25 protein-coding genes are annotated in these 24,519 nt (G+C 67.8%); 19 read left to right on the plus strand and 6 right to left on the minus strand.

Translation table 11 applies throughout. The features are described 5' to 3' along the window. Positions 1-14: 14 nt before the first annotated feature. Together MF407_RS01520 and MF407_RS01525 are read left to right on the plus strand one after the other, a co-directional pair. Complete coding sequence (locus tag MF407_RS01520; RefSeq protein WP_168990143.1) at positions 15-752, plus strand: LppX_LprAFG lipoprotein; 738 nt, start codon at positions 15-17, stop codon at positions 750-752. Further along, complete coding sequence (locus MF407_RS01525; RefSeq protein ID WP_239700949.1) at positions 733-2,421, plus strand: MFS transporter; 1,689 nt, start codon at positions 733-735, stop codon at positions 2,419-2,421. Before MF407_RS01520 ends, MF407_RS01525 begins: the two co-directional genes overlap by 20 nt. Before the next feature lie 9 nt (positions 2,422-2,430). Here MF407_RS01525 and MF407_RS01530 read toward each other — a convergent pair whose 3' ends face one another. Genes MF407_RS01530 through MF407_RS01540 form a run of 3 tightly spaced genes read right to left on the minus strand, consistent with a single transcriptional unit; the run spans position 2,431 to position 5,420 of the window. Beyond that, the gene (locus tag MF407_RS01530; protein WP_239700952.1) at positions 2,431-3,927 is read right to left on the minus strand and encodes an NAD(P)/FAD-dependent oxidoreductase; all 1,497 of its coding nucleotides are present in this window, start codon (positions 3,925-3,927) and stop codon (positions 2,431-2,433) included. Further along, on the minus strand, positions 3,924-4,580 hold the full coding sequence (locus MF407_RS01535) for a DUF4190 domain-containing protein (RefSeq protein WP_239700954.1): 657 nt from the start codon (positions 4,578-4,580) through the stop codon (positions 3,924-3,926). The genes MF407_RS01530 and MF407_RS01535 overlap by 4 nt, the downstream gene beginning before the upstream one ends. Before the next feature lie 51 nt (positions 4,581-4,631). After that, a complete protein-coding gene (locus MF407_RS01540; RefSeq protein WP_239700957.1) occupies positions 4,632-5,420 on the minus strand; it encodes an exodeoxyribonuclease III in 789 nt (262 codons plus the stop codon). Between the two features lie 68 nt (positions 5,421-5,488). On the opposite strand from MF407_RS01540, the gene MF407_RS01545 reads away from it, so the two are divergent. From MF407_RS01545 to MF407_RS01580, 8 genes are all read left to right on the plus strand, one after another. Then, positions 5,489-6,265, plus strand: coding sequence for an SDR family oxidoreductase (locus MF407_RS01545; protein ID WP_239700960.1), 777 nt, complete (start codon positions 5,489-5,491; stop codon positions 6,263-6,265). 130 nt (positions 6,266-6,395) lie between these two features. Next, positions 6,396-6,953: an orotate phosphoribosyltransferase gene (gene pyrE / locus MF407_RS01550; protein WP_239700963.1), complete on the plus strand. Its 558-nt coding sequence runs from the start codon at positions 6,396-6,398 to the stop codon at positions 6,951-6,953. A 105-nt stretch (positions 6,954-7,058) separates the two neighbouring features. Further along, on the plus strand, positions 7,059-7,817 hold the full coding sequence (gene cobA / locus MF407_RS01555; RefSeq protein WP_239700964.1) for a uroporphyrinogen-III C-methyltransferase: 759 nt from the start codon (positions 7,059-7,061) through the stop codon (positions 7,815-7,817). Further along, entirely contained in the window at positions 7,814-8,488 is a 675-nt protein-coding gene (locus MF407_RS01560) for a sirohydrochlorin chelatase (RefSeq protein WP_239700969.1), read from the plus strand. Before cobA ends, MF407_RS01560 begins: the two co-directional genes overlap by 4 nt. A 57-nt stretch (positions 8,489-8,545) precedes the next feature. After that, positions 8,546-9,325, plus strand: a complete 780-nt coding sequence (locus MF407_RS01565) for a LemA family protein (protein WP_239700972.1) — start codon at positions 8,546-8,548, stop codon at positions 9,323-9,325. Between the two features lie 335 nt (positions 9,326-9,660). Next, positions 9,661-10,818 (plus strand): DUF5931 domain-containing protein, encoded by a 1,158-nt coding sequence (locus tag MF407_RS01570; protein WP_239700975.1) that lies wholly within the window; start codon positions 9,661-9,663, stop codon positions 10,816-10,818. Then, the gene (locus MF407_RS01575; protein ID WP_239700978.1) at positions 10,815-11,456 is read left to right on the plus strand and encodes a response regulator transcription factor; all 642 of its coding nucleotides are present in this window, start codon (positions 10,815-10,817) and stop codon (positions 11,454-11,456) included. The genes MF407_RS01570 and MF407_RS01575 overlap by 4 nt, the downstream gene beginning before the upstream one ends. A gap of 123 nt (positions 11,457-11,579) precedes the next feature. Next, positions 11,580-13,256 carry a DUF2339 domain-containing protein gene (locus MF407_RS01580; RefSeq protein WP_239700981.1) on the plus strand — a complete coding sequence of 559 codons (1,677 nt, stop codon included), beginning with the start codon at positions 11,580-11,582 and terminating at the stop codon, positions 13,254-13,256. A gap of 64 nt (positions 13,257-13,320) precedes the next feature. Here the strand turns inward: MF407_RS01580 and MF407_RS01585 are convergent, their stop codons facing one another. After that, on the minus strand, positions 13,321-14,019 hold the full coding sequence (locus MF407_RS01585) for a VTT domain-containing protein (protein WP_239702832.1): 699 nt from the start codon (positions 14,017-14,019) through the stop codon (positions 13,321-13,323). Positions 14,020-14,167: 148 nt separating this feature from the next. Here MF407_RS01585 and MF407_RS01590 point away from each other — a divergent pair, with 148 nt between their 5' ends. Genes MF407_RS01590 through MF407_RS01610 form a run of 5 tightly spaced genes read left to right on the plus strand, consistent with a single transcriptional unit; the run spans position 14,168 to position 17,756 of the window. Beyond that, positions 14,168-15,067 carry an ABC transporter substrate-binding protein gene (locus tag MF407_RS01590; RefSeq protein ID WP_239700985.1) on the plus strand — a complete coding sequence of 300 codons (900 nt, stop codon included), beginning with the start codon at positions 14,168-14,170 and terminating at the stop codon, positions 15,065-15,067. 40 nt (positions 15,068-15,107) lie between these two features. Beyond that, positions 15,108-15,986: an amino acid ABC transporter permease gene (locus MF407_RS01595; RefSeq protein WP_239700988.1), complete on the plus strand. Its 879-nt coding sequence runs from the start codon at positions 15,108-15,110 to the stop codon at positions 15,984-15,986. Further along, positions 15,983-16,714 carry an amino acid ABC transporter ATP-binding protein gene (locus MF407_RS01600; RefSeq protein WP_239700990.1) on the plus strand — a complete coding sequence of 244 codons (732 nt, stop codon included), beginning with the start codon at positions 15,983-15,985 and terminating at the stop codon, positions 16,712-16,714. Before MF407_RS01595 ends, MF407_RS01600 begins: the two co-directional genes overlap by 4 nt. A 5-nt stretch (positions 16,715-16,719) precedes the next feature. Further along, the gene (locus MF407_RS01605) at positions 16,720-17,427 is read left to right on the plus strand and encodes a TrmH family RNA methyltransferase (protein WP_239700992.1); all 708 of its coding nucleotides are present in this window, start codon (positions 16,720-16,722) and stop codon (positions 17,425-17,427) included. Further along, positions 17,424-17,756 (plus strand): hypothetical protein, encoded by a 333-nt coding sequence (locus tag MF407_RS01610; RefSeq protein WP_168990140.1) that lies wholly within the window; start codon positions 17,424-17,426, stop codon positions 17,754-17,756. The genes MF407_RS01605 and MF407_RS01610 overlap by 4 nt, the downstream gene beginning before the upstream one ends. A 78-nt stretch (positions 17,757-17,834) precedes the next feature. Here MF407_RS01610 and MF407_RS01615 read toward each other — a convergent pair whose 3' ends face one another. Beyond that, positions 17,835-19,304, minus strand: a complete 1,470-nt coding sequence (locus MF407_RS01615; RefSeq protein WP_239700994.1) for an HNH endonuclease signature motif containing protein — start codon at positions 19,302-19,304, stop codon at positions 17,835-17,837. Between the two features lie 480 nt (positions 19,305-19,784). Between MF407_RS01615 and MF407_RS01620 the strand changes: the two genes are divergently transcribed. Both MF407_RS01620 and MF407_RS01625 read left to right on the plus strand, forming a co-directional pair. Beyond that, positions 19,785-20,141 carry a YciI family protein gene (locus MF407_RS01620; protein WP_239700996.1) on the plus strand — a complete coding sequence of 119 codons (357 nt, stop codon included), beginning with the start codon at positions 19,785-19,787 and terminating at the stop codon, positions 20,139-20,141. Then, the gene (locus MF407_RS01625) at positions 20,142-21,395 is read left to right on the plus strand and encodes a DUF6596 domain-containing protein (RefSeq protein WP_129624668.1); all 1,254 of its coding nucleotides are present in this window, start codon (positions 20,142-20,144) and stop codon (positions 21,393-21,395) included. On the opposite strand, the gene MF407_RS01630 is transcribed toward MF407_RS01625, so the two are convergent. Continuing rightward, positions 21,389-22,927, minus strand: a complete 1,539-nt coding sequence (locus MF407_RS01630; protein ID WP_239700998.1) for an alpha/beta hydrolase — start codon at positions 22,925-22,927, stop codon at positions 21,389-21,391. The two genes, MF407_RS01625 and MF407_RS01630, sit on opposite strands and share 7 nt — an antisense overlap. Before the next feature lie 145 nt (positions 22,928-23,072). On the opposite strand from MF407_RS01630, the gene fbaA reads away from it, so the two are divergent. Both fbaA and MF407_RS01640 read left to right on the plus strand, forming a co-directional pair. Further along, positions 23,073-24,098, plus strand: coding sequence for a class II fructose-bisphosphate aldolase (gene fbaA / locus MF407_RS01635; RefSeq protein ID WP_129624666.1), 1,026 nt, complete (start codon positions 23,073-23,075; stop codon positions 24,096-24,098). Then, the gene (locus MF407_RS01640; protein WP_129624665.1) at positions 24,095-24,502 is read left to right on the plus strand and encodes a DUF3151 domain-containing protein; all 408 of its coding nucleotides are present in this window, start codon (positions 24,095-24,097) and stop codon (positions 24,500-24,502) included. The genes fbaA and MF407_RS01640 overlap by 4 nt, the downstream gene beginning before the upstream one ends. Positions 24,503-24,519: the final 17 nt, after the last annotated feature.

Here is a 24,519-nt window from a genome sequence, read left to right on the forward strand (position 1 = left end):
ATAGGTTGGTTCCCATGCGCGTACGCACTTCGAAGTCCTCCGCACTCAGTACGGCCGGCGCCGTTGTTCTGGCGGCGTCCTTGCTCGTGACCGGGTGCAGCAGCACCAAGGACAAGAAGGAGGGGCCCACCGGCTCGTCCGGCAAGGAACTGACCGCCACCGACCGACTCACCGAGGCGAAGAAGGTGCTCGACGGCACCCCCGGGTACCACTTCAAGCTGCAGGGCACGGACGTGCCGAAGGACAGCAGCGGGGTGCTGTCCGGCGAGGGTGACGTCATCGCCAAGCCCGCCTTCAAGGGCACCCTCAACGTGCAGGCCGGGTCGCTCGCCGCGTCGGTGCCGGTGACCTCGGTCGACGGCAAGACGTGGGCGAAGATGCCGTTCTCCGCCAAGACCACCACGATCAACCCCAACACCTACGGTGCTCCCGACCCGAACGTGCTGTTCAGCAAGGACAAGGGTGTCTCGACGCTCCTGCCACAGACCAAGGGCGCCAAGCTCGGCGGCAAACTGCGCGACGGCAAGGACATCGTCCAGGAAATCACCGGCTCGCTGCCGGGCAGCGCGATCAAGGCGGTGCTCTACATGGGCGACGGCACCGGCACGTTCTCGGTGAAGTACGGACTCACCGATGACAATCAGGTGCGCTCGGCGCAGGTGATCGGACCCTTCTTCAAGGGCAGCGACAAGACACGCTACGACCTGACCTTCACCAACTACGGGCAGACGGTTGACATCACAGCGCCCTAAGGCGCTGCTGGCCACGGCGTCCGTCGCCGTCGCCCTCGCCGCCGCCGACACCTACGTCGTCGTCCTCGCCCTGCCCGACATGATGCAGGGCGTCGGGCTGGGCATCGACGCACTTCAGAAGGCAACCCCGATCATCAGCGGGTTCCTGCTCGGATACATCGCGGTATTGCCCCTGATCGGACGCTTGGCTGATCTCGTCGATCGCCAGCGGATCCTGATGTGGTGCCTCGCGTTGTTCACCGTCGGCTCGGCGATCACCGCGGTCGCGGTCGATCTGCCGGTACTGGTGGCAGGACGCGTCCTTCAGGGCATCGGCGGCGGGGGCCTGGTGCCCGCGACGCTCGCGATCGTCGCTTCGCTCTGGCCCGTCGGCCAACGGGGGACGGCGTTCGGTGTGGTCGGCGCCGTGCAGGAGGTCGGCAGTGTGCTCGGCCCGTTGTTCGGCGCCTTGATCCTGCACCTGTGGGACTGGCGAGCGATCTTCTGGGTCAACGGAATCGGCGGTATCGTGCTGGCGATCCTCATCCGCCTCACCGGTGGCCGCAGTTCGCGCAGCGAGCTCGCCTCGACGAGCATTCCGCGGTGGTGGCACGCCCTCACGGCCGTCGCCGCACTGGCCTGCGTGGCGCTGCTCGGTCTCGCGCTCGTCGCACCGGAATCACTGACCACCTCGATCGAGTACGGCGACCCGTTCGTGCCCTACGAAGGACACGACGCACGGTTGATGACACCGGTCGGGCTCTGGGGTCTGGGCGCACTGTCCGCGCTGTTGGTGCTGTCGGCGCGGTACTGGTGGCCGATCCTGCGCCGTGCCGACCTGTTCGGGGCGTTGCTCATCGCGACCGTGCTGGGCTGCCTGGTGCTTACGTTCTCCTCCGCCAACCCCGAGACCGAGGTCGTCGGACCGATGGGTCTGTGGTTGTTGCCACTCGGACTCGTCGCGATGGCCGTCTACCTGTGGTGGCACCGGCGGGCGAAGGAACCACTCATCGCCCGTGGCGCTGTGGTCGGACGCGTCCTGCCGGCCCTCGCGGTCTCCCTCCTGGTGGGCACCGCGATCGTCGCGATCGTCGTCGACGTGCCGATCCTGGCCCGGCTCACGGTGACCGATGACCAGACCGAGGCCGCGGTGATCCTCGTCCGGTTCCTGATCGCGGTACCCGTCGGTGCGCTCGTGGGCGGTTGGTTGCTGCGCAAGGTCGGCCCGGGCATCGTCTCCGCCGTGGGTCTGGCGCTTGCCGCGGTCGGGCTGTTCGCGATGTCACGGTGGAGCGGAAATGTCCTCGACACCGCTCAGGCGACCGTGGTGCTGATCGCCGTCGGGCTCGGCGTCGGCCTCGCGATCGCCCCGGTCAACGACGCGGCGCTCGCCGACGCGCGCGAGTCCGACCACGGCGTGACCTCGGCGCTGATCGTCGTCTCGCGGATGGTCGGCATGGTCGTGGGACTCGCGTTGCTGACCGCCATCGGGCTGCACCAGTACTACCAGGAGATCTCGGCGATCTCGGCGCCGACGGAGGCCGACTACCGCGCGGCCGGGGTGCGACAGGTCAACACCGTCTTCCTCGGGGCGGCGATCGCTGCCACTGTGGCGGCGCTGCTGTCATGGTTCCTCGGTCGAAAGCCGTTGCAACGCATCGACGGTGAGCGGGCAACCACCGCGCTCTGATCGGTGCGCTCAGCGGCTGGTGAACTCGTAGTCGACCCATTCGGGGTTGCGGACCCGACGCTCGAACTCAGCGACCGTACCCGGCCAGAGGGTGCGGTTGCGGCCGCCCTTGTCGAGGTACCAGCTGCTGCATCCGCCCCGCTGCCACACGGTGTCGGCGCTGCGCTCATCGATCTGCGCCATGTGAGCCGGCACGACCTCCGGACGCACGCTCACCAGCTTCGCACCGCGGCGGTCACGCTCGGCGAGCAACTTCACGACCAGTTCGACCTGGGCCTCCATCATCAGCAGCACCGAGGTGTGGCCGAGTTCCGCGTTCGGCCCGAGCAGCATGAACATGTTCGGGAAGTCGGGCACGGTCACGCCGTAGTAACTGTCGATGCCCTCCTCCCAGCGCTGGGTCAGCGAGGCGTGCTTCGCGCCGAAGACATTGACCGACTTCCAGGCGGCGCTCGGATCGAACCCGGTCGCCAACACCAGCAGGTCGAGCGGGTGCTCGACACCGTCGGCGGTCACCAGACCGTTCGGTCCCGCATCGATGATCGGCTCGGTCGCCAGCTTCACGTTGCGGCGTGAGAGTGCCGTCAGGTAGTTGTCCGACAACGGAATTCGCTTGCAACCCAGCGTGTAGGCGGGCGTCAACTGCGCGCGCAGCTCTTCGTCGTCGACGGACGATCGCAGATGGTGCATGGCGCGCAGGCGCACCGCCTTCATCAGCGCGGGCTGCTTGACGAACCCCAGCGCGCGAGTCTCGTTGGCGGCCCTGATCTTGGCTCGTCGCGCCTTCATCAGCGCCGGACGGCGCTCGTACCGCTCCGAGGTCGCTTCGGAGATCTCGTGGTCGTTCTTGGGCATCACCCAGGTCGGTGTGCGCTGGAAGACGGTGAGCGCCGCGGCGTCCGCGGCCAGTTCCGGAATCACCTGGACAGCGCTCGCGCCGGTGCCGATGACGCCGACCCGCTTGCCGGTGGCGGTGGTGCCGGGCACCCAGGTGGCGGTGTGCATCAGTTCGCCCCGGAACGCGTCGAGGCCGGGGATGGCGGGGGCGGTCGGCACGTGCAACGAGCCGACGGCGAGCACCAGGTCGCGGCAGGTGACGGTCTCCAGTCCTCCGTCGGGTGTGGAGTAGGCGACCTCCCAGCGCGAGGTCTGCTCCTCGAACCACGCCTGCTGCACGGCCGCGCCGAACTGCACATGCCGGCGGACGTCGTACTGCTCGACGACGTACAGCAGGTAGTCCTGGATCTCGTCGCCCGGCGCGTAGGCGCGCGACCAGTCCGGGTTGAGTTCGAAGGAGTAGGAGTACAGGTGGCTCTCGACGTCGCAGGCCACGCCCGGGTAGCGGTTGTCGCGCCAGGTGCCACCGATCTCGTCGGCCTTCTCCAGCACCAGCACGTCGCGTCCGGCGGCCTTCGCCGCGATCGTCATCGCGATACCGGAGAACCCTGCCCCGATCACGACCATGTCGTGCTGGACGGCGGGCTGCACGTCGGGCTGAATGGTCATGCCGAGCCGATTCCCCAGACCACTATGAGCACGATGTAGCCGACGATCAACAGCGTGCCGAGCCCGCCGATGACGATGCCGGCGATCGCCATCCCCTTGGATCCGCTGTCGTTCTGACGCTTGGCCTCCGGCAGCGCCATGAAGCCCAGGATTAGACCGATGGGGAAGCCGAACCCGCACAGACAGCCGGCCAGCGACGTGACCAGCGCCGCGATCGCCATGCCGTTGGTCTGCGGTTGCTGGGGAAAGCCGCCCGGAGGCGCGTAGCCGTATTGGTTGTCGTACTGATTGCCGTAGGGATGCGGGTACTGCGGTGCGCCGTACTGCGCAGGCTGCGCGTACTGCTGGGGTGCGCCGTAGGGGTTCTGCGGTGACTGATCGTTCACGGACGGGTCGTAGCCGTTGCCGCCGTAGGGGTTGTACTGCTCGTTCCCGGCGCCGTACGACGGCCGGCCGTAACCCTGGGCATGACCCTGCCCGTAACTCTGCCCGTAACTCCGATCAGGCGGGGGCGAGCCGTAGGGCACTTCGCGCGTACCGGATGAGTCGTCGATCGGTTGCGTGTGCGGCTTGTTCAGCGCACTCGGGTCGAGTCGCGGGGTCGCCCGGGTCGGCTCCTCGGAGTACGGGTGCTCGGGGTCGTAATTGCTCATGCTCTGCTTTCCCGGTGTTGAACGGCCGGGACGACCCTAACCGCCGCGGCTTCAGTCGAGCGTGACCACCACGGGCGCGTGGTCGGATGCGCCCTTGCCCTTGCGTTCCTCGCGATCGATCATCGCGTCGGTGACCCGGGAGGCGAGGGCAGGGGACGCCAGCGCGAAGTCGATGCGCATGCCCTGCTTTTTCGGGAAACGCAACTGCGTGTAGTCCCAGTAGGTGTAGACGCCCGGGCCGGGGGTGAAGGGTCGGACGACGTCGCTGAAGCCGGCGTCGACGATGGCCTGGAAGGCCGCACGTTCGGGTGCGGTGACATGCGTCCTGCCCTCGAAGAAGGCGACATCCCAGACGTCGTCATCGGTCGGCGCGATGTTCCAGTCGCCGGCGAGCAGGATCTGCGCGTCCGCGTCGTCGGCCAGCCAGCCCATGGCGTCGTCGCGCAGCCGGGACAGCCATTCGAGCTTGTAGTGATAGTGCGGGTGGTCGATCTCGCGTCCGTTGGGGATGTACAGCGACCACACCCGGACGCCACCGCAGGTCGCGCCGATCGCGCGGGCTTCGGGTGCGATGGGTTCGCCGAAGCCGGGCATGCTCGGGAAGCCGACCGCGACGTCCTCGATGCCGACGCGCGAGATGATCGCGACGCCGTTCCACTGGTTGAGGCCGTGATGCGCGAGCTCGTAACCCTTGGCTGCGAGGTCGAGCATCGGGAACTGGTCGTCACGGCACTTGGTCTCTTGCAGGAGCAGGACGTCGAGATCGTGACGCTCGAGCACCCCCATCACTCGGTCGATGCGGGAGCGGACGGAGTTGACGTTCCAGGTAGCGATGCGCACGGGTCGAGCCTAAACGTGGCCCCCGACGCGCTGCATGATGCCGTCGGTGGGCTCGTAGGATCGAGCACATGGCCATCGCTCTCGTGACCGGCGCGAGCGCCGGCATCGGTAAGACCTTCTGCACCCAACTCGCCCAGCAGGGCTACGACCTCGTCGTGGTCGCCCGCGACCTCGGGCGCCTGACCGACCTGCGCGTCGAACTCGAGGCCGCACACGGCGTCCAGGTCGAGGTGCTGCCCGCCGACCTGTCCGATCGGGGCGACCTGCAGGACGTCGCGCGTCGCCTGAGCGACCAGGAGCGACCCGTCGAGATGCTGATCAACAACGCCGGCTTCGGGTTGCGCAAGTCGTTCATCCAGAACGACGTGGAGGCGGAGGAGCAGATGCTCGACGTGCTCGTCCGCGCCGTGCTGGTCCTCTCGCACGCCGCGGCTCGCGCCATGAAGCAGCGCGGCTCCGGCACGATCATCAACGTTTCCTCGGTCGCGAGTTTCCTTGCGTCCGGCACCTATTCGGCTGCGAAGTCGTGGGTGACGGTGTTCTCCGAGTCGCTCGCCGTCGAGTTGCAGAACACCGGTGTTCGGGTCACCGCGCTGTGCCCGGGCTTCACTCACACCGAGTTCCACGACCGCGCCGGCATCAAGGCCGAGCAGGCGGCGCCGGAGTTCATGTGGCTGGACTCCGACCGCCTCGTTCGCGACTGCCTCGCCGACGTCGAGAAGGGCCGCATCGTCAGCGTCCCCGGCGTGCAGTACAAGGCGATCACCGGACTGTTGCGGGTGGCGCCTCGATCGATCGTCCGCAAACCCAAACTGGTGCGCCGGCACCGCCCGAACAAGGACTGAGGAGAAACCGATTTGTCTGTTCACCAAGCGCGAGGACACCGAGGCCGGCCTGGCCTTCGCGCCGTGCAACTCGCCGCACGGGTCCTCGACCGCGAACCGTCCTGAGCTGCGTCTGACTACGCTCACCACCGTGACTTCCGTAGCTGCCGACCGCGCCCGCCTGCTCGATCTGATCAAGAAGAACGCCGTCGTCCACGGCCGCGTGACTCTCTCGTCCGGCAAGGAGGCCGACTACTACGTCGACCTTCGTCGCATCTCGCTCTCCGGTGAGGCATCGCCGATGGTCGGACGCGTGATGCGTGCCCTCACGCGCGACCTCGACTACGACGCCGTCGGCGGTCTCACCCTCGGTGCAGACCCGGTGGCGACCTCGATGTTGCACGCGGCGGCGGCCGACGGCGACCGCCTCGACGCGTTCGTGGTGCGCAAACAGGGCAAGGCGCACGGCCTGCAGCAGCGGATCGAAGGGCCGTCGATCCAGGGTCGCCGAGTGCTGATCGTCGAGGACACGACCACCACCGGCAACTCGCCCATGGAGGCGGTGAAGGCGGCACGTGAAGCCGGCGCCGAGGTGATCGCCGTCGCGACGATCGTCGACCGCGCCACAGGTGCCCAGCAGGTCATCGAGGACGAGGCGGGCGTGCCCTACTTCGCCGCGTTCAGCCTGGAGGACGTCGGCCTCGCCTGAGGTGCACGTCAGGTTCACATGCCGGGCACTCCTGGCGGGTGACTGCGCTATCCCTACACTTGCTTCTGGAATCCATAAGCAAACGTTTTGATTGGGGTGGTCGATGTGAGGCGTGCCCACTCGCCTGCGGCCCGGGGCAAGGTCGTCCTGGTCGGCGGCGGTCCCGGAGCGGACGACCTGATCACCGTCCGAGGTCAACGTGAACTGGAGCGTGCCGACGTCGTCGTCACCGACCGGCTGGCACCCGTGGGATTGCTCGACGGACTCGACGCGGAGATCGTCGATGTCGGCAAGACGCCGCACCGCCACCCGGTGCCCCAGGACGAGATCAACCAGATCCTGATCGACCGCGCCCGTCGTGGTCAGTACGTGGTTCGCCTCAAGGGCGGCGACCCGTTCGTCCTGGGTCGGGGCGGGGAGGAATGGAACGCCTGCCGGGACGCCGGGGTCGAGGTCGAGGTCGTGCCGGGCGTGAGTTCGGCGTACGCGGCTCCGATGGCCGGCCTGGTGCCGGTGACCCACCGTGGCGTGGCCAGCGGCGTGCTGATGATCTCCGGTCACGACGAGGTGTCGCCCGAGGTGCTCGCGTTGTGGCCGCACACGATCGTCGTCCTGATGGGAATGGGCCGGCTGCCCGAACTCACCGCGTCGATGCTGCGTGCCGGTAAGGACGCCGACACTCCGGTCGCGGTCGTTCACAAGGCCTACAGCCCCGAGCAACGCACCGTCCGCGGAACGCTCGCGACCATCACCGGTCGTGTTCTGACCGAAGGTGTCGGCAATCCGGCGGTCATCGTGATCGGCGAGGTCGTGGACCAGTTGGCCGATCCCGCCGAAGCCGTTCGGCCGGCGCTCTCGGCGTGAGGGCGCTGGTCGTCTGCGCGCACGGCACGGACAACCCGCAGGGTCAGGATGTCGTCCGATCCATCGTCGCGCAGGTCGCGGGCGCTCGTCCCGATCTCGTGGTGCGGGAGGCGTATGTCGACGTCCAGCAGCCCGAACTCCCCGTGGTCGTGAACGAGCTTGCCGCTCAACATGATTCGGTAACGGTCGTACCGCTGTTGTTGTCGTCCGGCTTCCACACCGAGGTCGACGTCGCGAACGCTGTCGAGTCTCACGCGAACGCGACGGCAACGAGGGCGCTCGGTCCGCATGACCTGTTGGCCGACGTTCTCACTGACCGTTTGCGCTCCGCCGGTGCGGACGAAGGGGACTCGATCGTGCTCGCGGTGGCCGGTTCGAGCCGAGACGCCGGGGCAACGGATGCCGAAGCGATGCGTGACCTGCTTGCCCAGCGCCGGTCGGGGCCGGTGAGCATCGGCTACTTGGCCGCACGTGAACCGAGCGTCCCGGACGCCGTCGCTGCGGCCCGGCGCTCCGGACAGTCGGTGGCGCTCGCGAGCTACCTGATCGGACCGGGGTTCTTCCACGACCGGCTCCAGCGCGCCGGGGTGGACGTGGTTGCAGACCCGCTCGGAGACGACCCGCGGCTGGCGCAGTTGGTGGCGCTCAGGTTCGCAGGTGTGGAGAACTGACCAGCGAGTCCGGCAGCACGTAGGCTGAGCCGCAGTGCAACCTAAGGAGACTTGCTGATGACGTGGGTTCTGCTCGCCATCGTCCTGATCATCGTCCTGCTCGTAGTGTGGGGCATCTCGTCCTACAACGGCCTGGTGAAGAAGCGTAACCAGGTGCAGGAGGCCTGGCACCAGATCGACGTCGAACTCAAGCGACGTCACGACCTCATCCCCAACCTCATCGAGACCGTGAAGGGATACGCCCAGCACGAACGCGCAACGCTCGACGAAGTGCTGCGCGCCCGCTCGGCCGCGATCAGCGGCGGCGACACACCGGCAACCGCTGCGCAGAACGAGGGCCAGTTGACCCAGGCGCTCGGACGCCTCATGGCGGTCGCCGAGGCCTACCCGGATCTGAAGTCGAACTCCAACTTCCTCGGACTGCAGAACGAACTGTCGTCCACCGAGGACCGTATCGCCTCGGGTCGCCGCTACTACAACGCGATCGTCCGCGAACTCAACACCGCGATCGAGTCGATCCCGACCAAATTCTTCGCGGGTCCGGCCGGTGTCGCGCGGGCCGAGTACTTCGAAGCCGAAGGCAACGAGCGCGCCGTCCCGAACGTGAACTTCGGCACCGGTCCCGGCGGTACCGCAGGTGGTCCCGGCGGATACAACATGCCCGACCCAGGTGACCCGGTCGAGCCGCACTCGACGCAGTACCCGCAGATCGAGCAGCAGGGTACGACGCCGAATCCCCTTCCGGGACAGCAGTATCCGCACCAGCAGTCGCAGCCGCAGGGTTACCCGCAGCAGGGTGGCCAGCAGCCGCAGGGCTACCCGGGCCAGGGCAACTGACCGCCTCGTAACAATCGGAACAGGACGAAAGGTCCGGACACCCCCGCGGTGCCCGGACCTTTCGCGTTCGTGGGTGCGCGGCTGTCGGTCAGCGGCGCACGAAGGCGGCGTTCGCCGCCTTGGCCGGGGAACTGGTAAAGCCGTCGCCGATGCGCTTGGTCATGCGCGTGGTCATGATGAGCCTTTCGTCGGTTCGGCGTCACGCGTCGGGCGCCGGTCCCAACCTACGAAGCAGTACGTCAGGTGCGCACCAGACGCAGGTATGGGTTTCGCAAGGTTCACCAAGAGAGCATCAACTTCGCAGGTCAGTGCGCTTTGCCGACTACTGTGATGACGTGAGTACGGCGACGCTGCAACGCGATTCATCGGGTCTGTTGCCGTTGTGGCGCGCCGCCCAGGTGTTTCGTCTCGCCTCGCTGATCTATGCCGGTGCGGTGCAGTGGACCGTGGTCGAGCATTACGTCCGACCCTTGCTGAGTTGGGCCGTCTTCGCCCTGATGTTGATCTGGTCGGGCATCGCGGCGATGCTGCTCGCGTTCGGGTACCGCCGCCGCCGGCAGGTCGTCGCAGCCGAGGTCGTGGTGACGCTGTTGCTCATGGCTAGCACCTTGGTGGTGGGCGGTAAGAACAACTACTTCGATCGCCACCAGACGGTGCCTACGACCTTTTGGGCCGCGAATGCGGTTGTGTCCGTTGCGATCCTGCTCGGTCCGTGGTGGGGACTGGCGTGCGCCGGTCTCGTCGGGCTGTCGGCGCTCGCGATCTGCAACCAACTCGACAACATCGGTTTCGACGCGACGCTGCCGATTCTGCTGACCGTCGGCCTTGCGGTCGGGATGGGAGCCCAGATCGTCCGGCGTGCCCGCGAGCAGATAGACCGGGCGATCCGGCTCGAGGCGGCCGCATCGGAGCGCGAACGACTGGCCCGGGAGGTGCACGACTCGACCCTCCAGGTGCTCGCGCTCGTGCGTCGCAGGGGCGCGGAAATCGGTGGTCCGACAGCCGAACTCGCCCGACTGGCCGCGGAGCAGGAGGACGCGTTACGCAAACTGCTGTCTCGTCAGGCCGGCGTCAAGGCGCCGGTGCCGGTGGAGCGTGACCTGCGATCACGCCTTGAGGAAGTACTGCCGACGCAGGTTTCCCTCGCCGCGCCCGGGCAACCGATCGTGCTGCCCGAGCAGATGACCGACGAGATCGTGGCCGTCGTGTGTGCCGCGATCGACAACACCGCCAAGCATGCCGGCGCCGACGCGAGGTCGTACGTCCTGCTCGAGGACGACGGCGAGGAGATCGTGGTGACGGTGCGGGACGACGGTGCGGGCTTCGACCCGTCCCGGCTCGCCGAGGCAGCGGCCGAGGGCAGGATGGGTGTGAGCAAGTCGATCAGGGGTCGCGTCACCGACCTCGGCGGCACGGTCGACCTGTTCACCGCGCCCGGTGAGGGCACCGAGTGGGAGGTACACATTCCGTCGACGGGAGCCGAGCAGCGATGACGACGATCATGGTGGTCGACGACCACCCGATGTGGCGCGACGGTGTCGGTCGTGACCTCACCGAGCACGGATTCGAGGTGGTCGCAACCGCGGATTCTGTTGCGGCAGCGGCGAATCGAGCAGCTGCGACCAAGCCCGACGTCGTCCTGATGGATATGCACCTTCCGGACGGAAACGGCGCACAGGCGACGGTCGCCGTGCTGGAACACTCACCGGCGACCCGGATTCTCGTCCTGTCCGCGTCCTCCGAGCGCGAGGACGTGCTGGAAGCGGTCAAGGCCGGTGCCAGCGGATACCTGGTGAAGTCGGCGAGCCAAGCTGAACTCGTGGAGGCCGTCACCGCCACTGCCGAGGGACAAGCGATCTTCACGCCCGGCCTGGCCGGTCTGGTGCTGGGGGAGTACCGCCGGATGGCGACCGTCCCGACGGGCGACGGACCGGACCTGCCCAAGCTCACCGACCGCGAGACCGAGGTGCTCCGGTTTGTCGCAAAAGGCTTGAGCGCCAAGCAGATCGGCACCCGCCTCGGTGTCTCGCACCGCACCGTCGAGAACCACGTCCAGTCGTCCTTGCGCAAACTCCAGCTGAGCAACCGCGTCGAGTTGGCGAGGTACGCCATGGAGCACGGTCTCGACTGAGACCGGCTCCGGTGTGGACGCCGTCGTCTGCACACGTAGGTAGGGGAACGTTCAGGAAGTACCTATGTCGGTTGAGTAGTGCTACTCATGTCCGTTCGGCCGCGCCGAACCAGGGTTGAAGGCATGAACACGACACCGAACACTCAGCCTGGCCCGCAGGGTCAGCACCAGTACCCGAACGGCGCTCACTACAACACCGGGTCCGGTCCGCAGCCGGCCTATCAATACCCGCCGCTCCGACCACAGGTCCGCCGACCTTGGTGGGAGCGCGACGGTGTCATCGGCAAGATCTTCGCCGGCGCAGGGGTCTTCGTGACCCTCATCGGCGTCGTCATGCTGCTGGTCATCGCTGCCCGAGCAGGACTGCTGCGCCCCGAGATTCGCGTGACCGGCGGCGCACTGCTGTCCGGTCTGCTGCTCGCAGGATCGATTCGCCTGGAGTCGCGCCTCGGTGGACGCATCGGTGCCATCGCACTGGCCGCGACCGGTACCGCCGGCCTCTTCCTGTGCGTGGTCGCGGCGACCAACTTCTACGAATGGATCCCCGGAGCCGCCGGACTCGTGATCGCCGCGGCGATCGCGGCCGGCACGGTGGCGATCGCGATGCGCTGGAACTCTCAGGCTCTTGCGGTGATGATGACCGCCGGAGTCGGCGTGCTCGCCCCGGTGCTGACCGAAGGTCTCACCGTCCCGCTGATCGCCTTCCTCGTGCTGTTGCAGGCGGCCGGCTGCGTCCCCGAGTTCTCCAAGGACTGGCCGGCCATCGCAGCCGCCCGCACCCTGCCGGTGGCGCTCGCGGCGACGGTCGCCGCAGAACTGGAGTCGTACCGGGCCAGCACGCACATCGCGGCCTACCTCGTGGCCACGATCGCTCTCTCCTCGGCACTGACGGCGAGCCGTCGCACGAACGAATGGATCACTGCCTGCGTGTACGCCGTCGCGAGTGTGCCGATGATCGTCGCCGTCACTTCCCTGACCGGTCCGGTCGCCGCGATCGCCGGCGCGGCGATCGCCGTGATGACCCTCGGCGCGGTGATCGCCGCCCGACAGGTGGGTGCCGGTACCTCTGCAGCCGCGGCTCTCGTGGTCGGTGCTGCACTGCTGGCGTCCGCAGTGACCGTCACCCGCGGTCCGTGGTTGTCGGTGATCCTGCTCGGTATCGGTGTCGTCCTGGCAGCGTCCACCTACCAGGTGAAGAACCACTACGCCGCGGCGTTGTCGATCGTCTTCACCGCGGCCGGGTACCTCGCCGTCGCTGTCACGGGAGTCGGGACCTCGGTCGAGGACGAACCCGGCGTCGCGTTCACCGCGGGTCTGTTGATGACGATCTCCGCTCTGCTGATCGCGCTGGTCGGTGTGCGCCGCTACGGTGCGGACAAGGAAGGTGCCACCGCGCTCGGCACGATCGCTCTGCTGGCGAGCGTCGGTCTGGTGCACCGCGGACTGTTCGCCCTCGTGCTCGGCGACGGCGGCCGCCCGGTTGCGCAGTTCGCGATCACGGTGACCTGGATGCTGATCGCTTCGGCGCTGCTGTGGCTGAGCCTACGCGTGGAGGGCAGCGCGACCGCGACCGTTTCGATGGGGCTGAGCGTCAGTGTCCTGGCGCTGGGCAAGCTGTTCCTGCACGACTTGTCCAGTCTGGACGGCATCGTCCGCGCCGGTGCCTTCATCGTCGTCGGTCTCACGCTCCTGGCGGCGGGCGCCGGGTACGCTCAGGCGTTCGCCAAGCGGGCCGCCGCGCGTCGGGTGGAGGAGGAGCAGAGCGCCCCTCAACAGCCGCGCCCGATGGTGACCTGGTGAGCGGCATCGCAGACAGCGAGGCGCCCGGACCGAAGCGGTCCGGGCGCCTCGGCGCGTTCGCCGATCAGTTCTTGTGATCGCCGGTGACGATGTCGCGGGCCGCGTCCGTGGTCTCGTCGATGATCGCCTCGGCCTGGCGGCGGTGGCGGATGTACTCGACGATCATCGGCAGCACCGAGACCGCCACGATGATCAGGATGGCGGTCTCTAGGTTGTCGCGCACGAACGCCACGTTGCCCAGCAGCGCGCCGGCTCCGACGATCAGCCCGACCCACAGGACGGCGCCGACACCCGACCAGGTGAAGAACCGGCGGCGGTCCATCTTGGAGACGCCGGCAACGACGGTGATGAACGTGCGCACGATCGGCACGAAGCGTCCGATGACCAGGGCCTTGTTGCCGTGCTTGTCGAAGAACGCGTTGGTCTGGTCGAAGTACTTGCGTTTGATGATGCGCCCGTCCCGCTCGTACAGCGGTTCACCTAGTTTGCGTCCGATCTCGTAGCCGACGACGTTGCCGGCGAACGCTGCGATCATCAGCGCTGGGATCGACAGGTACAGCGGGATGCCGATGCCCTGGGAGCTGACCGAGAACATGCCGACCGCGAACAGCAGCGAGTCGCCGGGCAGGATCGGGAAGAACAGGCCGCACTCGATGAAGACGATCGCGAGCGAGATCCAGAAGAACGCCCCGCCGTACTGCTCGAGGAGCCACGCAGGGTCCATCCAGCTCGGGCCGAGAGCGACAGGAGCGAAAGTATGCATCACGGGACACCAGCGTACGGGGACGGATGATCGTTCCCTGAATGTCGCCCGCGAGCCGCCGCAATCGGCAGTGTCGCCGCCACTGAACGGGTGACCACTCTGCGGAATCGCCCGAATTCGGGCGGCGCCGCCCGCGTACGCTTCGGCCATGCTGCGTTCTTCCTCCGCCGGCCTGTTCGCCCGGCGCATCGGTGTGGTGTCCACGGTCGTCCTGCTCGCTGCGTGCGGTGCGCCGAAGTCGGATTCGTCGAGCTCGACCAGTTCGTCTGCGGCCGGTTCGGGTACGTCGGCTGCGGCGTCCTGCGACAAGGCGTCGCTGAAGACGAAGACCGCGGGCAAGCTGACGATCGGCACCGACAACCCGGCCTACGAGCCGTGGTTCTCCGACAACACCCCGAGCAACGGCAAGGGGTACGAGTCGGCCGTCGCCTACGCGATCGCGCAGGAACTCGGCTACACCAAGGCCGAGGTGGTCTGGGCGAAGGTGCCGTTCAACAACGTGATCACCCCCGGCCCGAAGGCGTTCGACCTCGACCTCAACCAGGTCTCGATCAGCGAGGACCGCCGCAAGGCCGTCGACTTCTCCAGCGGTTACTACGACGTCACCCAGGTCGTCATCACCTACAAGGGCAGCCCGATCGACGGCAAGACGACGGTCGCCGACCTGAAGAACGCCAAGCTCGGTGCGCAGGTGGGCACCACCTCGTACACCGCGCTGAAGAACCAGATCAAGCCGAGCAAGGACCCGTCGGTCTTCGACACCAACGACCTCGCCGTCCAGGCGCTCAAGAGTCACCAGGTCGACGGCATCGTCGTCGACCTGCCGACCGCGTTCTACATGACCGCGGCGCAGATGGACGACAAGGGCGCGATCGTCGGGCAGCTGCAGGCCGCCGACAAGCCCGAGCAGTTCGGTGCGGTGCTGCCGAAGGGTTCTGCCCTCACTGAGTGCGTCACCAAGGCGGTCGACGCGCTGCGGTCGAAGGGCACCCTGACCCAGCTCGCCGACGAGTGGCTGTCCAAGCAGGGCGCGCCGAAGCTGTCGTGACCCGCCGCGTGCGCCCAGCAGTCGTCGTCGGAAGCCGGCGATGACCGCTGCCCCGAACGAAGCAACGACCAAGGACGACTGGACCCCGTCGGCCGTCGAGCGGGAACGGGCCGCCTACCGGGCGAGCCGGCAACGGAGGTCCGCGCTCATCGCGACGTTGAGCACGATCGTGGTGCTCGGTGTCGCCGGCACGTTGCTGGTCACCAGCCCGGGCTGGGCCGCCGTGCACGAAACCTTCTTCAACTGGGAGAAGGCGAAGGAGTCGTTCCCCGATGTGCTGCGCGGGCTTTGGCTGAACATCAGGGTGATGCTCATCTGCGGCGTCGTCATCCTCGCGTGCTCGATGCTGCTTGCGGTGATGCGCACGCTGCGCGGCCCGGTGTTCTTCCCGTTACGGATGTTCGCGGTGGTCCACACCGACCTGTTCCGCGGTCTGCCGCTGCTGCTGTTGCTGCTGCTGCTGGGGTTCGGCATGCCGGCGCTGGGTCTGCAGGGGCTGCCCGACACCAGCATCTTCTGGGGTGGCGTCGCGCTGGTGCTGTCCTATTCGGCGTACGTCGCGGAGGTGCTGCGCGCCGGCATCGAATCGGTGCACCCGTCGCAGCGTGCCGCTGCCCGGTCGCTCGGGCTCGGCTACGGCCAGACGTTGCGGTTCGTGGTGATGCCGCAGGCGGTGCGTCGGGTCATCCCGGCCCTGATGAACGACCTCGTGTCACTGCAGAAGGACTCCGGTCTCATCGCGGTGCTCGGTGTGGTCGACGCGATCAAGGCGGCCCAGATCTCCACCGCCGTCGACTTCAACTTCACGCCGTACGTCGTCGCCGGCTTCCTGTTCGTCTGCCTCACGGTGCCGATGGCACGGCTCACCGACTGGTACGCGCGCAAGCAGGGCTTCCAGGGTGCGGGAGGGATGCTGTGAGCCTGCTCGAACTCGACGGTGTGCGGAAGACCTTCGGCGCGCACACCGTGCTGCGGCAGGTCGACCTCGCCGTCGACGAAGGCGAGTGCGTCGTGCTCATCGGGGCCTCCGGCTCGGGCAAGTCGACGATCCTGCGCTGCATCAACCTGCTGGAGGAGGTCGACGACGGTGTCGTCACCTTCGCCGGACGCGACATCACCGACCCGCGGGTCGATGTCGACAAGGTGCGTGCCCAGATGGGTGTCGTCTTCCAGGCGTACAACCTGTTCCCGCACATGAGCGTGCTCGACAACGTCACGCTCGCGCCGGTACGTGTGCACAAGCGCGACCGAGCCGAGGCCCGCGATGCGGCGATGGGCATGCTCGAGCGGGTCGGCCTGGCGCACAAGGCGAAAGCCCGCCCCGACGACCTCTCAGGTGGTCAGCAGCAGCGCGTCGCGATCGCTCGCGCGCTGGTGAACTCCCCGCGGCTGATGCTGCTCGACGAGGTCACCTCCGCGCTCGACCCCGAACTCGTCGGGGAGGTGCTCGATCTGCTTGGCGAACTCAAGCAGGAGGGCGTCACGATGATCCTCAACACCCACGAGATGGGGTTCGCCCGCTCGGTGGCCGACCAGGTGTGCTTCCTCGACGGCGGACAGATCGTCGAACGCGGCGCCCCCGAGCAGGTGCTGGAGCATTCGGAGAACCCCCGTCTGCAGCAGTTCCTGTCGCGTCTGCTGCACTGAGCCGCGTGTCTCAGCAGAACTCGGGCGACAGCCAGGTCGAGGACGAGATCGGTGTCGGGCCCTGGCCCGGCGACTGGCCGGTCGACGATTCCGGTGCCGTGCAGGCGCCCTACGACGAGCAGTTGTTACGTGACGGCGACCGGCGCAACGTCGAGGACCGCTACCGCTACTGGACCCTCGAGGCGATCGTCGCCGACCTCGACACCTCCCGGCACGACTTCCATGTCGCGGTCGAGAACTGGGAGCACGACTTCAACATCGGCTCGGTGATCCGCACCGCGAACGCGTTCAACGCCAAGGCTTTCCACATCGTCGGCAAGCGGCGGTGGAATCGGCGCGGCGCGATGGTCACCGACCGTTACCAGCACGAGTTCCACCACCCGACGGCCCAGGACCTCGCTGACTGGGCGGCCGCCGAGGGTCTGACGCTGGTGGGTATCGACAACGTGCCGGGCTCGGTGCCGATCGAGCCCTACGACCTGCCGCGCGGGTGCGTGCTGGTCTTCGGGCAGGAGGGGCCTGGGTTGTCGGCGCCGATGCGCGAGGTGTGCGAGGTGATCCTGCACATCGAGCAGTACGGCTCCACCCGTTCGATCAACGCCGGTGCGGCGGCGGCGGTGGCGATGCACGCGTGGATCCGTCGACACGTCTGGGGTCAGCGGCCGAGCCTGCCGATCGCCCGCCCAGACTCGCGTCGTACCGTGCAGCCATGAGCGCACGAAACGGAATGAGCCTGCTGCCCGCGACCGAGGTCCACACCGCGCCGGTCGTGGCGCTGGGACTGGTCGGCGGATTCCTGGTCGCCCGCGAGAGCGGCATCCGCCCGCTGGGTGGCGTGCTGTTGGCCGGTTGCGGAGCACTGGCCGGACGCACCTGGCTGGCCAAGGGTGGCCCGGTCACCGCCGGCGCGCTGAGCGCTCTGTACCTGGGCGGCTTCGGCGGTTCGCACCCGCTGGCCAAGAAGATCGGCGCGTGGCCCTCGGTTGCTGCCGTCACAGCGCTCGCCGCGGGCGCGGCGTACGTCGCCTCCGACCGCCGCTGAGCCCCCTGCCGCTGACCCCCACTGCCGCTGGGCTGAGGAGCGCGAGGGACGAGCGCGTTTCGGAACCAAGGGGAATTGTTATGCGACTGCGGTCTCGGTGTGGGCGTAGTGCCAGGTGACGCCGGTGTCGGTGACGGTGGCGGTGGCGGTGAGGTGGTCGCGGTGGACGATGCGGTGGTGGGTGCTGCACAGGAGGGCACTGTTCGCCAACGAGGTGTCGCCGCCGGCCCACCAGGATTCGACGTGGTGGACGTCGCACATGACCGGTGGTCGGTCGCAGCCGGCGTAGGTGCAGTGTTTGTCGCGGTGGATCACGGCTCGTCGGAGTTCGTCTTCCACCAAGCGTTTCTTGCGGCCGATGTTGAGGGGTTGGTTCTTCGATCCGAGGACCATCGGCAGGATCTTCGCGTCGCAGGCGAGTTGTCGGACGGTGTCGGGGGTGATGCCGGTGTCGGTGTCGGTGATGCCGAGCCCGGCGAGGATCCCGGCGAGGACGAGGAAGTCGATCGTGACGACCAACGTGGCGGATCCGCGGTGTTTGATCTCCCGGTCTGCGTCGACGGCTTCGGCGCCGAGACCCAGCAGCAACACCAGGGCGTCGGCGCGACGCTTCCCGGCGCTCCTGGGGTCGGGCTCACCCGTCTTCTGTGACGTGCCGTCGGGGCCCAGGGTGTGCCGGTGGTGCGGATCATCGCAACACGCTGATTTCGGTGATGGTCCGGCGAGCGAGTCGACGGCCTGCTTCAACTGTTCGGCGTGATCGGGCGACAGGTCGGCGGTGAACCTCACCATCCCGTTCGGTTCGTCCGACCAGGACAGTGATTCGACGCGTTGGTGCTCGTCCTCAGCCTGGTCGAGGACCTCGTCGCCGTACTGGGCGAGGATGCGCTTGGTGAGTTCCCGGACGGTTTTCGCGCCGGCTCCGACGTCGAGGGTAAGCAACCAGCCGTAGATCTCCTCGCGGCTCGCGGTCGGGATGACTGCCCGGATTTTGTCGATGTTGTCGAGGCAGGTTTTCGCGATGGTGGTGTTGGTCCGCCCCGACTGCAATGCATCTGCCAACGGTTTGTTGAGCGGGGAGCGGACGGCGTCGGCGATCTTCGCGATCCGGGAGGCGTGGGAGGGTTCGAGACCGCACTGCCACGGCTCGTCCACATCATCGGCGGAGGCGGAGTCAGGTTCGTCGACCGGCACGAGCGGCCCTGCAGCAGAGACGGTGTCGGCACTCAGGAGCGCAGTTGCGGACTCACCGGTCGACAGCCGCCGCACCCACTGTGTCGCATCAGCCGCTGTTGACCGGTACACCGCACCACGCTCGATCGCGTCGGACGCGATGCTCACCATGGCTGCTTCGGTCTGTTGGTGCACCAGCGCGAGTGATCTCATCGCCGCAGTGAGTTCGGCATCAGTGAGGTTGTCGGTCAACTGCGCCAGCCGGGTCACCGCGGCCAACGCGTCCGACACCACTGCGGCGCAGGAGGCAGCTTCACCCGAATACGAGTCGTGCATGCCTTCGGACAACGCCTCGAACGATTCGTCGGTGGTCATGCCGGTGCCTCCTCCCAAGGTGCTTTCGGACTACCTTTATCGTACGTCTGTTCGAGCCCGAAGGGAGGACTTGCACAACGAATTCTCTTGAAAGACAGAAGAATTCGATACCCGTCGGTATCCACAGCCCTAACCGGAAGGCTGGTTTGTCCACAGGTAAACCAGGGCCGGCTGGGTGGGCAGTGGACAGGCAGTGACACCACTCGCAAACGCTGCACGTCGGCACATGGTCGATCGTCGGTGGCGCGCACGGCGCCACCGGCGTTTGCGGCAGCGAGATCCGCCCGACGGGAAACTGAACGAGTTTTCTTCGCGCGGCTGTCGATGTTCGTCGAGCCCGTTCGTCATGGTGATGTCAGAACACATCGAAACAAGGAGCGAACATGGCCAGGTATCTGATTCTGCTGCCGGCACCCGAGGAGTTTGCGCACGAGCCCGAGGATCTCGTATTCCCGCACCCTGACGTCGAGGAGCACTGAGATGACCGAGTACATGGTGCTGATCGTCGGCGACGCCGACCGCTGGTGGACGACGATGACGGCTGAGGAGCGCAAACACGGCTACGAGCAGTACAGCCTGTTCAGCAAGTCGCTGGTCGAGCGCGGCCACAAGATCACCGGCGGCGCTGAACTGCACGCCTCCACCGAGGCGAAGCATCTGCCGCCGGGCACGACGACGGTGACCGACGGCCCGGTCGCCGAGACGACCGAGACGATCGGCGGCTACTACCTGGTGGAGGCGACTGATCTCGACCAAGCGGTGGCGTGGTGCGAACTGCTGCCGGACTGCTACAGCCTGGAGATCAGGCCGGTCGTCGACATCGACGTCTCGGCGTAGATGTCGCTCGAACAGATCCACCGCGACGAGTGGGGCCGACTGCTGGCCCTGCTCGTCGCGCACTCGCGCCGCCTCGACCTCGCCGAGGACGCGCTGGCCGAGGCGTTCGAACAGGCGGCGCGCGTCTGGCCGGGAGACGGCACTCCGACCAACCCGGCCGGCTGGCTGATGACGACCGCGAAGCGCCGGATCGCCGACCGGGTCAGGGCCGAGGCGATAGCCGCCCGCAAGCAGCCGTTGCTGGCGATCGACGAACGGAATCGCATGCAGGACAACGACCGTGGTGACGAGCTGCTGCGGCTGGTGCTGCTCGCGGCGCATCCGGCGCTCGCGCCCGAGGCAGGCGCCGCACTGACCCTCCGGCTCGTGCTCGGCGTGCCGACCGGCGACATCGCCAAACTCTTCCTGGTGAGTGAGCCGACGATGGCGGCGCGGCTGACTCGCGCGCGCAAGAAGGTCATCGCTGCGGGCATCCCGCTCGCCCTGCCTGACGCCCGGGTGCTGCCCGGACGTCTCGACACCGTGGCCCAAGTCGCCTATCTGGCGTTCACCGCCGGCTACGCACCCGGCAGCGGCCCCGACCTCGTGCGGGTCGAACTGGCCGGTGAGGCAATCCGATTGGTGCGGTTGATGCGTTCGAGCAGCCCGGTTGCCCGGGCGAGCCAGTCGCTCACCGCCCTGCTCGGACTCATGCTGCTGCAGCACTCCCGGCGCGACGCACGCGTGGGCGATGCCGGTGAGTTGGTGCGTCTGCCCGACCAGCAGCGTTCGACCTGGCACCAGCACGAGATCGCCGAGGGGCTCGACCTGCTCGGCGCGCTCACCGGACGGGAGACGTCACCCGCGATCGAGATCGACGGCCCGGTCGCGGCGTCCTACCTGCTGCAGGCGCTGATCGCCGCTGAGCATGCCCGGGTCGCCCGTGCACAAGACACCGACTGGGTGACGATCGCCGACCTCTACCGGCAACTCGAAGAGCTCACCGGGTCGCCGGTCGTGCGACTCAACCGGGCCGTCGCCGTGGCCGAAGCGGGCGACCTCGACGCCGCGATGGCGTTGGCCGACGGTCTGCTGACCGAACTGCCGACCAACCACCGATTGCACGCGGTGCGGGCGGAGTTCCTCACCCGGGCAGGGCGAACGACGCAGGCCGGGGATGCCTATCGCGAAGCGATCTCCTTGTGTGCCAACGATGTCGAGCGGTCAGACCTTGAGCAGCGACTCGCGTTCGTTGCTGACCCAGAAGGTCAGTAGAGCGGCCGGACGTCGGTGCACGCGACATCCCGGGCGGGCAAGGCCTTCGTCAACAGGTAGTTCGTGCGGATCCGGGTGGCGCATGCGCTGTCGTTGAGCAACAGATGGCCGACCTTGTTGCCGGTGACCAGCCGCGAACCGGGCGACATCGCGTGGGCCGAGCGGGCGCCGACGATCGAGGTCGCCGGGTCGTAAAGCGCGTTCATGAACAGGATCGGCGTGGCCGGACGCCGGTCGAACGGTCCGCGATAGGCGCCCTTGCCCGCACCGGGCCAGCTGGTGCACAGCGAGCTGCTCCAGGCGCCGGCGGCGTCGAAGCCACGGGTGCGATCGCGCGTCGCCGCGGCCGCGCGCCAGGTGGCCCACCGGTCGTACGGGTCGAGCGAGTCGGAGCACATCACCGCCTGCCGAGTGACTTCGAGCACCTCGCCGGGCAGCCCGAAGCCCTGCCGCGCCGGCGACGCCTGGCGGTCGACCGTGGCCGTTGCCGCAGCGGGAGAGACCTGCTTGCCGGTGAGGGCGAGGTAGAGGTTGTGCACGTCGTCGAGTGCGCCGGGCACGGTGCCGGGGTCGTACAGCGAGTAGAGCGTGCTGGTCACCAGATCCGCCCAGGTGAACCGGCTGCCCCATACGGTGCGCGGCGACTTCACCAGCAGGCTCCACACCGTGTTCCACTCCGCGATGCCCCGGGCCGCACTGGCGCACTTCGCTTTTCCGGCCCGCTGGCACTGTGCGTACGCCTGTCGCACAGCAGCCCAAGCGCCGTCGCCGGTGTGCAGCCGGGCACCGATCGGCACGTACCGCGAGCGCGATCCCGCCGTCCACTGCACGGGGTCGAGCACGCCGTCGAGCACCATCGCCCGCACCTGCGACGGGTACATCGCCGCGTACGTCTGCCCGAGCACGGTGCCGTAGGAGAACCCGACGAAGGTCAGTTGCCGGTCGCCCAGGAGGGCCCGAACCTGATCCATGTCACGGGCGTCGTCGGCGGTGGTCATGTGGTGCAGCAGCGGGCCGCCGGTGCGCCGGCAGGCAGCCCGTACGGCGTCGTCGTGGCTGATCTGCGCGCGAGCCTCCGCGACCGTGACCGGAAAACCGGGTTCGAGACTCGGCGGTGTCGAGGTGCCCGGACGGGTCGTGCACGAGACCTGGGTCGACCGGCCGACTCCGCGCGGGTCGACCGCGACGATGTCGAACCTGTCGGTGACCTTCCGGCCAAGCATGCGGGCGAAATCGTCGACCTTCGCGGTGGCCGCCTCGCCGGGGCCGCCGGGGTTGACGAAGATCGCCCCGACCCGGGCCGATGGCACCGAGGCGCGCCGACGCTCCACCGCGATCGTGGTCGATCCTGCCGCCGGGTTGTTGCGGTCGAGCGGCACCGAAAACCGCACGCACTGGTGGGTGCGCACGTCGGCACACTTCGCCCAGCGCAGACCGGGTGTGGTTGCGGCGTCGGCCGATCGAGGCAGTGCGTTCGGCACGAGGGCGAGCAGGGCGGCAGCGAGCGAACTCGCAACCAGGCGGCGGGACATCGGGCTCCGTTCGGGAGTCGTCGGTGAGGGGGTGTGGCCGCCGGGTCTCTTCGGACCGCTCGGCACGGCTGCGCACCAGCGTGCCAGACTCGTGGCAGCAGGGCGAGGAGGCCACGCTCGCCCACGAACACGAGGGAGAGACCCCATGCCCATCGCAACACCCGAGGTGTACGCCGACATGCTCGACCGCGCCAAGCGGGAGGGTTTCGCGTACCCGGCGATCAACGTCAGCAGCAGCCAGACACTGAACGCGGCACTGCGCGGATTCGCCGACGCCGGTAGCGACGGCATCATCCAGGTCTCCACCGGTGGCGCCGAGTACCTGTCCGGCCCGACGGTCAAGGACATGGTCGCCGGTTCGCTCGCGTTCGCGACCTTCGCGCAGGAAGTCGCGAAGAACTACGACGTCAACATCGCGCTGCACACCGACCACTGCCCGAAGGACAAGCTGGACGGCTTCGTCCGCCCGCTGATCGCGGCGTCCACGGAGCGGGTCAAGAACGGCGGTCTGCCCTACTTCCAGTCACACATGTGGGACGGCTCGGCCGTGCCGCTGGACGAGAACCTCTCGATCGCGCGAGAACTGCTCGACCTGTGCGAGGCCGCGAACATCGTCCTGGAGATCGAGGTCGGTGTCGTCGGCGGCGAGGAGGACGGCGTGGCCCACGAGATCAACGACAAGCTGTACTCCACGCCCGAGGACGCCATCGCCACTGCGAAGGCGCTCGGCGTCGGCGAGAACGGTTACTACATGACCGCGCTCACCTTCGGCAACGTCCACGGCGTCTACAAGCCGGGCAACGTGAAACTGCGCCCCGAGGTGCTGAAGAAGGCCCAGGACGCGGTCAAGGCCGAGTTCAACACCTCGACGGACAAGCCGTTCCACCTGGTCTTCCACGGGGGCTCGGGCTCGACCGCCGAAGAGATCAAGGAAGCGGTCTCTTACGGGGTCGTGAAGATGAATGTCGACACCGACACCCAGTACGCGTTCACCCGTCCGGTGGCCGGTTGGATGCTCGGCAACTACGAGGGCGTGCTGAAGATCGACGGCGAGGTCGGCAACAAGAAGCAGTACGACCCGCGTGCCTGGGGCAAGGCGGCCGAGGCCGGCATGGCCGAGCGCATCGTCGAAGCCTGCGAGAACCTCGGCTCGGCCGGAACCCACAAGTGAGCGGCGAGAACCTGCTCGGGATCCCCGAGACCAAGCTCCCTGTCGACCCGGCCGCCCAGAAGCTCGACGACGGCGTCGACGTGCGCGATGTCGCACGCGGTTACCCGGCCTCGTCGCTGGTCTGGGCGACATTGGCCGAGGACGCATTGGACGACGGCGAGGTGATCGAGGCATACGCCTACGCGCGCACCGGCTACCACCGGGGCTTGGACTCGCTGCGCAAGTCCGGCTGGCGCGGGCAGGGTCCGGTGCCGTGGGAGCACGAGCCGAACCGTGGTTTCCTGCGGGCGCTCGCCGTACTCGCGAAGGCGGCCGGCGAGATCGGCGAGGAGGAGGAACACCGTCGGTGCGCCGACTTCCTGCGCGACTCGTCCGCCACCGGAGCCCGCGAACTCGGTCTTTGAAGAAACCCCTGACGAAC

Origin of the sequence: Yimella sp. NH-Cas1, assembly GCF_022359705.1 — a bacterium.
Lineage (GTDB): Bacteria > Actinomycetota > Actinomycetes > Actinomycetales > Dermatophilaceae > Yimella > Yimella lutea.